Raw genomic sequence first — 12843 nt, 5'->3', positions numbered from 1 at the left:
TTCCTTCCGTGAGAAAGCCTGTCCCAAGCGATGCCATGTTTACATCGGTTGCTGAGCGTACTCTTGCCCAACGAGGCTGTCAAACGCGGCCGGCCAGCGCGTCGGCGAAACGGATCCGCTCGGCAAGCAGTTCGCCCGCCCGGTCAAAGATGCTCTCCGGAAACCCCAAGGCGGTTTTGACGGCGATATCTTGGTCGAGCCAGGACTTCAACTGGCGAATGGTCCTGTATTGCCGACCAAGCTGGGGCCAGAAGACGATCGGGAATGGTGGGATCGGGAAATCACTGCCATGGACGAGCTTATGGTGGATTTCCGGCATCCTGGCGAGCTTCTTGAGCCAGACCGCCTTGTTGATCATGGTCATCCCGGCCAGATCGGCGTAAAGAGGGGCGTCGGCGAATTCACCTGTCAATGCGTCCAGCAGTGTATGCAGCGTCCTGGCGGAGGTGACGGGCCAGAGCGGCGGGCTTGCGACGTGAGCGATGATAACGGTGGGAGGACACTGTTCCTGCCGTAGTTGCCGAAGAGTGCGAAGCCACGGTGCGGGATCCTTGAAACGTGGATGCATGTTGCCGAGCGCCGCCTCACAGCCGCAATGAATCAAAACCGGAATCTTCAGCGAGGCGGCACGGCGAAGAAAATCGATGGTTCGCGGATCCTGCCCGTCGATGTTCTGACTCAGCGGAAGCCACTTGACCAGGACGGCTCCGGCCGCCGCGACCTCCTCCAGCATATCCATTGCGGTTTTCCGGCCCACGCGGCGATAGGGATGAATCGAAGCGCCGAAGAGGATTCGTCGGGGATGGCGCAGCCACAACTGACGCGCGTAGGTGTTGGAGACATAGAGATCCGAGCCGTGCTGCCACAGATGACGGCGCGACCCGAGCGGCCGGCCTTCATCGGTATGGTACTGGTCGAACGCCAGGAGAACGACGCGGTCGACGTTCTCCGCGCCGAGAATGTGATCTAACAGAATGTGCTCCACCCTTGCATCGAATTCCTGTTCCGAGGTGCGGCCGCCGCCGAGCCCGAAATGCAGGCGGGCCAGACGCATGAACACGCCATAGTACATCACGTCGGAGAAGTAGGAGTCGCAGGGAGCATATTGGCCGGGGGCCTCGAATGAAAACCGGCCCTCGTCGCCACAGAGACGCCGTCGCTGGCCGATGTGGCAATGAACGTCCACTCTCATGTAGTCGCAGGTTTCCTCTGCTATCGTCTGCGGCCAATCCGGCGGGGCCGGCGAGAGTCGCGCCTGCGGACGGTCTTGCGCTCGACTCTGGCCGCTTTCCTGCCGCGATCAGGCTCTCCTCGTTTCGCAACCGAAGGACGAGCACGGCCCGTGCCGGTTTTCAGCGAATCGGCCGTCAGAACAAGGTCCAACTCACGGGCCGACAGATCAACACCGGCCAGTTGGACGTTCACCGCGTCGCCGATCGCGATCCGTTTGCGGCTGCGCTGGCCGACAACGCAGCCCGAGCGGACGTCGATGTCCCACCAATCGTCGGGAAGGTCCGCGAACCGCACCAGACCGTCCACGCGATACTTGAGCAACTGAACGTAGACGCCGACGTTGGCGACGCCGGTGACCACTCCCTGCTCGATATCGCCGACGCGTTTCTCCAGAAACCGCAGTATCTTCACCAGTCTGATTTCGCGCTCGGCCGCCTCCGCGTTCCGTTCAGTGAAGCTGCAGTGCGCGCCCAGGACGGCCAATTCCTCGCTGGACGGCGCCCGGGACTTGCCCTGCGGCGAGTCGAGTTGGTGCTCGAGATACTGCTGTAATAACCGATGGACCACCAGATCCGGATATCGGCGGATTGGTGAGGTGAAATGGGTGTAATGGCGGCTGGCCAGGGCAAAGTGGCCGATCATGGCCGGCGAGTACTCGGCCTGGGCCATGGATCGCAGCACGGCAAGATTGACAGCGAATGCCTCTGGTTGACCACGAACGCTATCGAGCAATCGGATCATGTCGGATCGTTCAAGCCGTTTGGGAACCGGCTTGCCCAGGACGCGGAGGAAGCCGGTGAGCTTGTTTTGACTCTCGGCCGGCGGCTCAGGGTGAATCCGACGCAGGTGCGGCACGCCGAGGCGGTGGAACAACTCGGCGACCGCTTCGTTGGCCTCGACCATGAACATCTCAATAATGGTATGCGCGAAGGCGGTATCCTCCGGGATGACGTCGATGACCTCGTCACCGTCGTTCACGATCAGTTCTACCCCGGGCAGATCGAGCACGATCATTCCTGCCGCCAGCCGCCGTTTCTGAATCAGGCGGGCCAGGTGTTCCATACTCTTGAGCAAGGCCACGACCTGGGGGTTCACGCCCCGCGTTTCGCCCGCCAGGACGCGAGTGACCTCGCGATACGTCAGCCGCTTGTGGGATTGAATGACCGTGTTGGCAAAGCGACTCGCGATCCGCCTCCCCTTCGTGTCATACTCAATGAAGACGCTCTTGGCGAGCCGGGGTTCACCCTCCTGCAGGCTGCACAGGCCGTTACTGAGGACCTCTGGCAGCATCGGAATGACGTGCCGGGGAAAATAGACGCTATTGCCGCGCAGCCGGGCCTCCACGTCCAACGGGCTGTCCGGCCTGACAAACGCCGACACATCGGCAATATGCACGCCCAGTTCATACCGCCCTCGCGCCGATCTCCGAATGGAGATGGCGTCGTCGAAGTCCTTGGCGTCATCGGGGTCGATAGTGACCACGACTTCCCGGCGCAAGTCCTCGCGGCTTCCAAGCTCCGTTTCGAGCGCGTACTTGCGCACAACGTGCCGCACATCGTCTGCCACTTCGGGTGGAAACGCGTGACGGAGATGGTATTGATGGATGATGCTCAGCGTGTCGACGCCAGGATCGGATCTGCGACCCAGGACCTCGATGATGACTCCGCGTCCGGCTCGCGTGGCGGAGGGGAACTCGGTCAGCTCGACGACGACTTGGTCGCCGGTGCGGGCTCGCGTCGAGCCGACGTCGCCGACAATCACCGGAGCGTGAAGAGCGTGTCCGTCGGGGATCATAAGCCATTGCTCCCCTTGCCGGATCAGCTCGCCGACGAATCGACTCTGGCCGCGTTCAATAATCCGCGTAACCTCTCCCTCGACGAGGGCCGAATCGCCTCGCTTGCCCCGACGGGTGATTCTGGCCTCGACCGTATCGCCGGTGATCGCCCCGCCGGCGGCTCCAGGGGGGATGAACAAGTCCCCGTGATCGGTCGGGTTAGCCGGCACCACGAAGCCGAAGCCCCGCGGGTTGCCGCGGAAGGTTCCGATGATGACCCCGACGGCCGACGGCAGCATGACGCAGTTGCGGCCGCCGAGTATGACGCGGCCGGCTTTCATCAGGGACTTGACCGCCGCGCGGAACTCGCCGTATTCCTTCTCCTCGATGCCGATGGATTGGGCAAGCCGGCGCGCGCGCTGCGGCCGGTAATCCTTGCGACTGACATGTTGCAGAATGCGATTAGTGAGATCGTTTGTTGTGTTAATGCGTGACTCCTTCACCGGCTCGCACGTCTTGGCCGGCATCCTGTTAGCTTACAGGCAGAGAGTCAAAGCTTCAACCGGGTCGAAGATGAGGGTTGGGCTGCGGCGGACCTCAAGCCGCAAGATCGAACGTGCCGTCCGGGCGCCGGAAGCTTAGGGCGCGGGATCTATGCGGCCTGCGCGCACGTTTCCGGATCACGGTGCGCTTGGGGCGCGGTCCGCCCGGGATCACGTCCAACTGTCATAGTCGTCGGACAGCACCCATCGCCGGACGCGTCGAACGATGTCGCGATGGAGGGCCGCAACCTGTTTCTCCGGCAGCGCCAGCACAACGCCGATTTCCGCGAAGGTGAGCCTTTCGCAGTACTTCAGCGTGATGATCAGCCGCTCCTTGGTAGTGAGCCCTCGAAGAAGAAAACGTTTCAGCTTTTTCCACGGGGGCGGGGTGTATGTGATGGCCTCGAATGCGGCGGCCTGCAGACCGGCCCGACGCGAGGATGCGGCCGCTCTGGACGGAATCTCACGTTTCCTGGCGGGCGGTGATTTGAGGCCTGCGTATTGCGATGCCATGGGTGACCTCCCTGCCGCTTGCCGCCTCCCTGAAGGAGCGGCAAGCTGACTGCCGATAGCGTCGCGCTCCGGCGACGTCATCGCACATGGAAATGACCTCGTGTATGACAAGCCCTGAAGTGACCGACTCACGGGCGACGTGGCAATCAGAAGCGAACGAGCAGGCATGCATTGCCGTGAAGAATCGCGGAGCGACTTGTTGAATGCTGCAGTCATGGCCTCCTCCATCAGTCAACACATGCCGCACGCACAACGATGGATGACAGGGTTCAAAGCTTACCTGTCCTCTTCACGAATCGAGATACTGGATTATCGGACAGCTTTCGTCGAGGCGTTTACCCCAAAGTTGGGGCTGGCGGGCGCTTCCACGGATGGGGCGGCCGGTTGCAGCCACCCTTCAGTGGCTGTCCGCAAGTCCGGTTGGAGGCGCGGACGTTGGAACGTGGTCGTTGCAGGCGGCCGGATCGGAACGAGAGCCCCGCTTCTCAGTATTGCCGTCGGGGGCCGCGGCGTGCCAAGGACTCCGAATATCGACCGGATCAGCGCTGGCTCAGTCGCGCCGCGTTGGAGTCTGCTCGGCTTCCAAGCCGGCGGTGTCTCGAAACCCGGCAGCTCATGGAGCCCGCAATAGGCCGGCCAAGGAAATGCCGTGACGTCGGCCGCTCGGATGGTCTCGGAGGCGGCGAATTCGCCGCCATTCTCAGTCTGATGCTCAGGGTCCATCAGCTCTGTATGACATTGACTCCGACCCGTGTTTGCCGCTCGCGGCTCTGCGGGCGGTTGACACGGTCCGGGTACTTCCTGGCGAACTCTCTGGCCGCCCAGGCCATCTCTTCCAGCGTGACGATCTTGTATTCCCTGTCACCAAGGATTTCTGCCACCCGCACATAATCCTCAGGGCAGAAGCCGTTCTGCGCCGAGGTGTTGCCCTTGGCGTCTGGAACGGCGAACACGGTTATGAATGCCGGCTTGTGCAGGATGTCGGCGGCGGCCTTCTGGATCGCCTCGGCCATGTCTTCCGCCGTCTTCTCGCTCGGGAAGTAGTGTAGCCCGCTGTACCGCAGAATCACCGGGGTGCCGGCCCGTGTCATCTTCACTTGTCCCGGCCCGCAAGGCAGAATGAACGCCTCGGTGTGCGGGCTCAGCTCGGCATAGCGCTCGTAGACCGGGCGGGAGAAGTGGATCCAGCAGTCCATCGTCTGCAAATCTGCCCGCTCCATGAACTTGTCGGATTCACGGAAGAATTCGTCGGGTTCCGGCATCCAGTTCGGGTAGGTATAGCCCGCGCCGCTGCAGCCGCAGAAGAAGTAGTCCTTGTCGGTCATGGTGCTGTAGTAGTACTCGGCCATGGCCGGGGCGACGTCGAGCATCCGCGGTTGAAAGCCCCAGTTGATCGGCACCCGGCCGCGATGGGGATCGTGCCAGGCCCCGCCCTGGAAGCACATGTGGATCTTGAGGGCGTCGCCCTCGGTGGTCATGAAGGCGACGTAGTACTTGTCTTCTTCCAGGCGCAACTGCGACTTGTCGACGTGCGATTTCTGTCGGAAGGTCTTCATCTCGACCGGCACCTGGGCGTGGAAACTGAGGTTGGGGGCCTCGGTGCACATGATGTAGTTGCTGTTCAGCGAGGCCATCTGGCAATAGCGGTCCTCGGGTTCACCCCAGCCGTAGACGCCGCAGTTCGGCCCGGCATAGCTGTGAATGCGCCAGATCCGCTTGTTGTCCTCGGCGTATTCGCTCTTGGTGCTGCACCGGAAGATGAATGCCCTTCGGGCCACCGCCAGGTCGAGGGTGTGGATCGACATTCCCGTCCACAGATTATCCACGCTGTAGATCATTCCCGGTTGACAACGGGGCAGGAGATTATCAATCGCGTAGTCGAGCGGTTCGAATTCGTCCTTCCATCGCCCGACGAGGTCATACGCGATCGTCAGGTCGCCGTACCGGGCGGTCAGCTTCTCGGCGATATCGGGCTTGACGGGCAGAAGGTCTTCCAGACCGGCCAGAACGCATGCCACATAGAGCGATTGCTCGACGCTCGGGTCGTGGACCACCAGCCCCTTGAAGGCTTCGCGAAAGCGGTCGATGACCTCAAACACGTCGGCGAGCGTCTCGAACTCGATGCCCTTGGCCCTGGCGTAGTAATCGCGCCAGGTCTGGTCGGCCGGCTTCCAGTTCCAGAACTGGGTGTCGTACATCAGCCGCGGGCCGGTGCGATTGACCAGGCCCTGCAGGGCGTACATCATCACTTGGTTCTTCCAGCCGTTGTCCTCCAGAGCCAGATGCCCCTTGGCCCACTCGGGTTGGCCTTCCTTATACGACGGCACCCGCCCGCCGGTGATGTTCGGGTCAATGAGAGAATCCAGGTTGAACCAGACGGCCTTTTCGCTCACGGCAGTGAATCCTTCCGCTGAAATAGCAATTGTCGATCCCGCTCCGATTCCTGTTCGTCGCTGTGGTCTCCCCGACGGGGCTCATGTTACTGTGCGCATCATCCGCTGCAAGGTTTCCGGGGCTTGCCCTTGAGCTTGGCTGCTGCTATGATGCCTGCGGCGATGGAGTCCGCCCCTAACCGGTCGCGCAGACCTGATGACTCCTACCCGGATCGACCTGGGTGGGGTCCGCGCGACGTAGACCCTGTAGATAGACCCTGCCCGGCCGATCGCCTGAGCGGGGTTTTTTGCTGGATGCAGGGCTTGCGCGTCGCATGGATTGGACATGGTCAAGCTGGTGTTGGTCTTTCTTGGCGGTGGGCTGGGATCGTTGTGTCGGTACGGGTTGGCCGGCTGGGGGCAGCGGCTGGTCAACGGATCGTTTCCAGTGGGGACTCTCCTCGTCAACGTCCTGGGGTGTTTTGTGATTGGATTCCTCAACTACCTGTTCAACGGCGGCGCCTATCTCATCCGGCCTGAGTATCGTGTAGCTCTGACCATCGGCGTGCTCGGTGGTTTCACGACGTTCTCGACATTTGGCTGGGAAACATTCGCGATGGCCAACGACGGCCAGGGACTCCGAGCCGTGATGAATCTGCTGCTCAGCGTCACGCTCGGATTCTCGTCCGTGCTGGTCGGCTATCGGCTTGCCGAGAAGTGGTTTGGAGCCGGGTGATGGCCGCAATGGTTCAGTCACCGCTGGTGGAAGCCACGACGCAGAGTGATGCCCGGCGCAGGAGGTAGTTCTACATGACGGACGTATGGTTCACCGCGGCCTTGTGGGTGGGACTGGCGCTTGTGGCCACCTTGCTTTCCATCTGGCTGCGGGTGGCGACGGCCCTCTCAGAGATTGTGGTTGGCACGGTTGCTCAACTGATCATCGGCGCCGTCGCCGGAGTTGCCGCCCTGGGGGCCCAGGAGCCTTGGATCAAGTTCCTTTCGGGGACGGGGGCCATCGTCCTGACGTTCCTCGCCGGCGCGGAGTTGGACCCGACGGTGTTTCGCGCCAGGTGGAAGGAGGCAACCGTCATCGGGCTCATTGCTTTCTTCACGCCGTTTCTCGGCTGCGCGGCGGTGGCTTACTATGTGTTGCACTGGGATTCCAAGGCGAGCTGGCTGGCCGGCGTGGCCCTGTCCACTACCTCCGTCGCCGTCGTTTATGCGGTCATGCTCGAACTCGGCTTCAACAAAACCGATTTCGGTAAGGCTGTGCTGGCCGCCTGCTTCATCAACGATCTTGGCACGGTTGTGGCTCTCGGGCTCATCTTTTCGCCGTTTACGATCCGTACGGGCGTGTTTGTCATAGCAAGTGTCGCCGTCTTCGCGATCATTCCTTTTTTGACGCCATGGTTCTTCAGGAGGTACGGCAACCGGCCCTCGGAACTGGAAGCGAAGTACCTGCTGCTGCTCCTGTTCGGTATGGGAGCATTGGCTGCATGGGCCGATAGCGAGGCCGTGCTGCCCGCCTACATGATCGGAATGGTGTTGGCGGGCACGGTGGGCAAGGATCATGTTCTGGTGCGTCGGCTGCGCACACTGACGTTCGGCCTGCTCACGCCGTTCTACTTCATTCGAGCGGGATCGTTCGTGTCCGTTCCGGCCCTGATCGCCGCGCCGGTGACTTTCATGATCTTGTTGGGTGCTAAGGTGGTCAGCAAGTGCCTGGGCGTATACCCTGCCACCAAGGCCTTCCGGTACGAGTACCGCCAGGCCGCATACACCACCTTGCTGATGTCGACCGGTTTGACCTTCGGGACGATCTCGGCGTTGTTCGGTCTGACGCATAACGTCATCACCCAGAGTCAATACTCGTACCTGGTCGCGGCCGTCGTCGCCAGCGCCGTCATCCCCACCCTGATCGCCAATGCCTTCTTCATCCCATATGACCTGTTGCCGAAACGCACCAGAGCTACAATGCCCGACATACGGCCGGCCGGCAGCCGCGAGATGACAGCAACCGCCGTACTGGACGGCGAATCAGTTCTGCCTGAAACGTGAGAGGGCAAACCATGAAGACCATTCTTGCAGCTAATGACGGATCTGAGTCAGCCAAACGGGCGTTCCAGTTTGCGCTCCAACTGGCCAAGGCATTCGGCTCCAGCGTGGTTGTTGTCTCGGTGGCTCAGCCATCCGAACCCCCCACGTCGGTCGAGACGCCCGCCTTGCTGGACGCCGCGACGGAGCATTTCGAAAAAGACTTTGTTGCTTTTCGTGAGGCCGCCCAAGCGGCGGGGGTGCCGCTGGAAACCGACGTTGTCGTCGGTCATCCTGCCGATCAGATCGTTCATCAGGCGGTCCAACGGCAGGCCGACATGATCGTCATGGGCCATCGAGGCAAGAGCAGGTTCCAGCGCTGGCTGCTCGGATCGGTCTCCAAGCGGGTTCTCAGTTATGCGCCCTGTACCGTGACCGTGGTGAGGTAAACGATGAGACTGGAAGGCGAAGCGCAGTTGCTCCGCGTGTTCATCGGTGAGGGCGACAAGTGGCACGGTGTGCCGCTGTATGAGGCCATCGTGATGAAGGCCCGCGAACTCCACTTGGCCGGCGCCACGGTGCTTCGTGGTCCCATGGGTTTCGGTGCGCACAGCCGTTTGCACACAGTGAAGGTCCTTCGGTTGTCCCAGGACCTGCCGATGGTGATCGAGATCGTGGATACGCAGGAGAAGATCAGCACCCTCCTCCCGCACATTGACCAGATGGTCACAGAGGGCCTTGTCACCCTGGAGAAGGTCCACGTGATCAAGTACCTCGCAAACGGTGGGGATGCGAGAAAGGAATAGTCCGTCGGTCGCCGCATGAGGGTCACCCGTGTCGTCGGACAAGAGCTCCGAACGTCGAGCATGCAGCCGCGATCGGGAATTCGTTCGCGAGCAACTCCTGCGGCCCGGCCGATATTTCGGCTGCGAGCACGACGCCATGGGTGTTTGCTTTCTTGGCCGGGAGGCATTCAGTCCGGCGGAATCCGAGTTTCGGCGGGCGGTGTGGCTGAACCCTTACGATGCGACGTTCAGGACGCATTGGGCGATCGCGATGCTCCGGCTGGGCCGCATGACGGAGGCACGAACCCTGCTGGAAGAGATACTTCACGAGAACGCTGACAACCTTCTGGCCGGCAGACTCTGGGATCAAAACCGGCCCGGCGGGGCTCGGCGGTAAAGCGACCGACGATAGAGCAGCGTCGCAATTTCCTGCGGCACCGAGACCTGCGGCTGTCCCGTCTTTGCCGCAGCGGATCGTCGTATTCGCACTCTGTCATTCGTGTCGACTCGAGTGTCCCGGTTATTCTCGTTCGTCACATGAGTCCCACATTCTGCTGTACGCTGCGTATCGCCTCCGCCGACGCCCTGAGGGCCTTCAAATCCTCCGCCGACAGTTCCGGGCAGATGAGGCGATCCGCGCCATTTTGATTGACAATCGTCGGCACGCTCAGGCAAACGTCGGTCAGACCGTATTCGCCCTGCAGAAGAGTGGAAACCGTCAAGGCGCTGTTCTCGTTGCGGATAATCGCGGTGGTGATCCGCAGCAATGCCAGCGCCACGGCGAAGTTGGTCGCTCCCTTCGCCTCGATGATGTGATAGGCCGAGTTGCGGACCTGCATGGCGATCCGCTGACGGTCCATCTGCGGACACTTGTGCGGGCAGGCGCGGCAGTAGTCCGCCATGCGCATGCCTGCCATCGTCGTGATGCTCCAGGCGACCACTTCGCTGTCGCCGTGCTCGCCGAGTACATAACCGTGGATGCTCGCAGGATCAACGCGGCAGTGACGGCCGAGAAAGAAACGGAATCGCGCGGTATCCAGTACGGTGCCCGAGCCGATGACACGGCCGCGAGGCAAACCCGAGAACCGGATCGCCGCGTAAGTCAGCACGTCCACCGGGTTGGTCACCATGACCACGATCGCTTCGCGAGTGTGTTCGATGATTCGACCAACCACCGACCGGCATATCTCCACATTGGTTCCGACCAGGTCCAGCCGCGATTGCCCCGGTTTCTGTGCCGCTCCTGCGGTAATGATGATGACCTGGGCACCGCTGCAATCGGGATAGTCTCCCGCTCGGACTTCCACGGGGGGCGTGAAGCACTGTCCGTGGCTCAGGTCCTGTGCCTGCCCCTCCGCGCGTTCGTGGTTCGCGTCAATCAGAACGATCTCGCGGGCCGCGCCTCGCATCTGTAGGGCGAAGGCGCAGGTGCTCCCCACCTCACCGGCCCCGATGATGACGACCTTCCCGGCGGTCATGCTCATGTTGGCTCCTCGGTGCCCGTCCGGCTAGGCTTATCCGTGGTTGCTTTCCTCCCATCCCTTGCCTGGCCCGCGCACAAGTTCGGGGGCCGGTCCTGGATGGGGTCCCGGATGCATACAAAGACGCACAGGGCACGCAAAACATCATAGGCCCTGCGCTTGCGGGAAGACAGACAGGAGACATGAATGAGCTCTTACCACTGCTGCGTCGTTGCCCTTGCAGTGTTTTTGTCTGGTGGAGGTCCGGCCTTGGCCGGACAGGGCGATGGCCCCGTGAAGCTGTCGATCACCCCCGACGGCCGGCTGATGCTGAATGGCCGCCCGCATTTCTTCATCGGTTTCGCCCCGGGGCCGCCTCTTGATTTCCAGACGCCCGAGGGCGGCGACGGCTGGGCTGAGATGGCCGAGGGTGGTATGTCCGTGGTCCGCGGTGGACCATCCCGCGACGGATGGACGCCTCAGGCCGAGGAACAGTTTTCTCAATACCTTGACGCGGCTCACCAACGCGGTGTGTACGTCTGGCCGTTTCTGCGTGAAATGGTCGAGCTGAACAGGCCGGGTATGCGACAAAGGCTCGAGGCCTTTATCCGCAAGTACCGGAGCCACCCGGGCATCCTCTTTTGGAAGAGCGCCGACGAGCCCGAATGGGGCAAGCTCCCAGTCGAGCCGCTCAAGCAGGCCTACGACCTCATTCATGAGCTGGATCCCGCCCGTCTTGTGTGGTTCTGCCACGCCCCCCGCGGCACGCTGGAGACGCTGCGTCCGTACAGCGCCGCCTGTGACGTTCTGAGCATCGACATCTACCCGGTCAGCGAGCCGCCCGGCAAGCATTCTCTCGATGCCAACAAGGGCCTAAGCATGGTGGGCGATTACACCCGTCGAACGGTGGAGCTGGCCAAAGGCGGTAAGATGCCTTTCATGGTCTTGCAGGTTTGCTGGAGCGGCGTGAACCCTGCTCACAACCCCAAGAACCGGCTGATGTTCCCCACGTTTCGACAGGAACGCTACATGCTCTACCAGGCAATCATCTGCGGCGCCAACAGCGTGTCGTTCTTCGGCATGCCCGTCGGACTCACCGGTCGTGACGCCGAACTCGGTTGGAACTGGACCTTCTGGCGTGCGGTGCTCAGGCCGCTTCTGGCCGAGATCAGGCCGGGAAGCGAACTGTATCCCGTGCTGACTCTGCCGGACTCGAAGTATCCGTTGGAGTTCACCGGCGCCCCTCAGATCGAGGCCCGGTGGAAGGAAGCGAGCGTCTACCTGTATATCCTCGCGGCCGCCCGCGAGGGCGAGACGGTCGAGGTGACGTTTTCGGGGCTGCAAGATGGTGAGGTCACAGTCCTGCACGAGAATCGCACGCTTCAGGTTGTTGACGGCTCGTTCACAGACACCTTTGCCCCGCACGATGTACACCTTTACCGGGCCTTGCGGCTGCTGTCAGCAGCGTCGCGCCCCGCGTCTCGCTGAGATACCGCGGCAGGAACAAAAGTCCCCGCCGCGAACCGCGAGTTCACCCCTGGAGCAGGAATCGTCCAGATGTCTCTACGAAAGCGCAGGCTATCGAGGATAAAACGACCAGTTGCACTTCGGGCAGCGGCCCGGTCGACCGTTCGGTAGTCGCCGCGGCAGCTGGGTTCCATCGTTTGGGCATTCCACGGCCGGAACCGCCGCAAACTTGCCGCACGAGGGACAGCGAAACAAGACTACCCCGCCGTCTTCCCGAGTGTCGGGAGCTTTGATTCCGCCTTCCTTGGTGAGCTTCTCGTAACCGGCCGGCGTCAAGGCGTAGACGTGTTTGCACTCGGTGCAGATGTAGGTCATCGCCGATTCGGGCGTGTCCGGCTGTTTCTCCTCCCGGTTCCTCCAGGCAACGGCAACTGCCGCAATCGCCAGACCTGCCAGCGCTACGATCAGGACAATCGTTTTCCGCTTGCCGGAAGGCTCTGACTGCTCCGCGTGGCCACGACTCATCACAAACTCCCCGATGCCCAGACTTCGTTATGAGGGGCTCTGCTACCCGTGCCGCCGCCCCTCAGCCAGGGCCGTCACGCCGAAGGCATCCGGCGGACACCCACCGGCGGCGCAAACCCTACTCGGCGCCGTAATCGA

Annotated in this window: 12 protein-coding genes and 1 riboswitch; of the genes, 6 read left to right on the top strand and 6 right to left on the bottom strand. The window is 62.0% G+C overall.

Translation table 11 applies throughout. From position 1 onward, the window contains the following. Nucleotides 1-79: 79 nt before the first annotated feature. The 4 genes from PLL20_08860 to PLL20_08845 all read right to left on the bottom strand — a co-directional run bounded on the left by PLL20_08860 (nucleotide 80) and on the right by PLL20_08845 (nucleotide 6455). Nucleotides 80-1192, bottom strand: coding sequence for a hypothetical protein (locus tag PLL20_08860; GenBank protein ID HPD30090.1), 1113 nt, complete (start codon nucleotides 1190-1192; stop codon nucleotides 80-82). Between the two features lie 20 nt (nucleotides 1193-1212). Next, nucleotides 1213-3534 carry a ribonuclease R gene (rnr, locus tag PLL20_08855; protein HPD30089.1) on the bottom strand — a complete coding sequence of 774 codons (2322 nt, stop codon included), beginning with the start codon at nucleotides 3532-3534 and terminating at the stop codon, nucleotides 1213-1215. Nucleotides 3535-3720: 186 nt separating this feature from the next. Further along, nucleotides 3721-4062: a sigma factor-like helix-turn-helix DNA-binding protein gene (locus tag PLL20_08850; GenBank protein HPD30088.1), complete on the bottom strand. Its 342-nt coding sequence runs from the start codon at nucleotides 4060-4062 to the stop codon at nucleotides 3721-3723. A gap of 722 nt (nucleotides 4063-4784) precedes the next feature. Then, the gene (locus tag PLL20_08845) at nucleotides 4785-6455 is read right to left on the bottom strand and encodes a GxGYxYP family putative glycoside hydrolase (GenBank protein HPD30087.1); all 1671 of its coding nucleotides are present in this window, start codon (nucleotides 6453-6455) and stop codon (nucleotides 4785-4787) included. Nucleotides 6456-6604: 149 nt separating this feature from the next. After that, a riboswitch (Fluoride riboswitch) is annotated at nucleotides 6605-6668 on the top strand. Between the two features lie 112 nt (nucleotides 6669-6780). Here PLL20_08845 and crcB point away from each other — a divergent pair. The 5 genes from crcB (at nucleotide 6781) to PLL20_08820 (ending at nucleotide 9650) form a co-directional block, all read left to right on the top strand. After that, nucleotides 6781-7170 (top strand): fluoride efflux transporter CrcB, encoded by a 390-nt coding sequence (gene crcB, locus PLL20_08840; protein HPD30086.1) that lies wholly within the window; start codon nucleotides 6781-6783, stop codon nucleotides 7168-7170. A gap of 74 nt (nucleotides 7171-7244) precedes the next feature. Then, the gene (locus PLL20_08835) at nucleotides 7245-8492 is read left to right on the top strand and encodes a cation:proton antiporter (protein ID HPD30085.1); all 1248 of its coding nucleotides are present in this window, start codon (nucleotides 7245-7247) and stop codon (nucleotides 8490-8492) included. A gap of 11 nt (nucleotides 8493-8503) precedes the next feature. Continuing rightward, nucleotides 8504-8917 (top strand): universal stress protein, encoded by a 414-nt coding sequence (locus tag PLL20_08830; GenBank protein HPD30084.1) that lies wholly within the window; start codon nucleotides 8504-8506, stop codon nucleotides 8915-8917. 3 nt (nucleotides 8918-8920) lie between these two features. Next, the gene (locus PLL20_08825) at nucleotides 8921-9274 is read left to right on the top strand and encodes a DUF190 domain-containing protein (GenBank protein ID HPD30083.1); all 354 of its coding nucleotides are present in this window, start codon (nucleotides 8921-8923) and stop codon (nucleotides 9272-9274) included. Nucleotides 9275-9302: 28 nt separating this feature from the next. Then, nucleotides 9303-9650: a hypothetical protein gene (locus tag PLL20_08820; protein ID HPD30082.1), complete on the top strand. Its 348-nt coding sequence runs from the start codon at nucleotides 9303-9305 to the stop codon at nucleotides 9648-9650. A gap of 136 nt (nucleotides 9651-9786) precedes the next feature. On the opposite strand, the gene PLL20_08815 is transcribed toward PLL20_08820, so the two are convergent. Continuing rightward, nucleotides 9787-10731 carry an L-lactate dehydrogenase gene (locus PLL20_08815; GenBank protein ID HPD30081.1) on the bottom strand — a complete coding sequence of 315 codons (945 nt, stop codon included), beginning with the start codon at nucleotides 10729-10731 and terminating at the stop codon, nucleotides 9787-9789. Between the two features lie 189 nt (nucleotides 10732-10920). On the opposite strand from PLL20_08815, the gene PLL20_08810 reads away from it, so the two are divergent. Further along, nucleotides 10921-12201 carry a glycoside hydrolase family 2 TIM barrel-domain containing protein gene (locus PLL20_08810; GenBank protein ID HPD30080.1) on the top strand — a complete coding sequence of 427 codons (1281 nt, stop codon included), beginning with the start codon at nucleotides 10921-10923 and terminating at the stop codon, nucleotides 12199-12201. Between the two features lie 90 nt (nucleotides 12202-12291). Here the strand turns inward: PLL20_08810 and PLL20_08805 are convergent, their stop codons facing one another. Continuing rightward, nucleotides 12292-12705 (bottom strand): hypothetical protein, encoded by a 414-nt coding sequence (locus PLL20_08805; GenBank protein HPD30079.1) that lies wholly within the window; start codon nucleotides 12703-12705, stop codon nucleotides 12292-12294. Nucleotides 12706-12843 lie beyond the last annotated feature (138 nt).

It is taken from the genome of Phycisphaerae bacterium (assembly GCA_035384605.1).
In the GTDB taxonomy this organism is placed as follows: Bacteria; Planctomycetota; Phycisphaerae; order UBA1845; family PWPN01; genus JAUCQB01.
The sequence above is the reverse complement of the archived record's forward strand: the minus strand, read 5'-3'. Positions and strand labels throughout refer to the sequence as shown.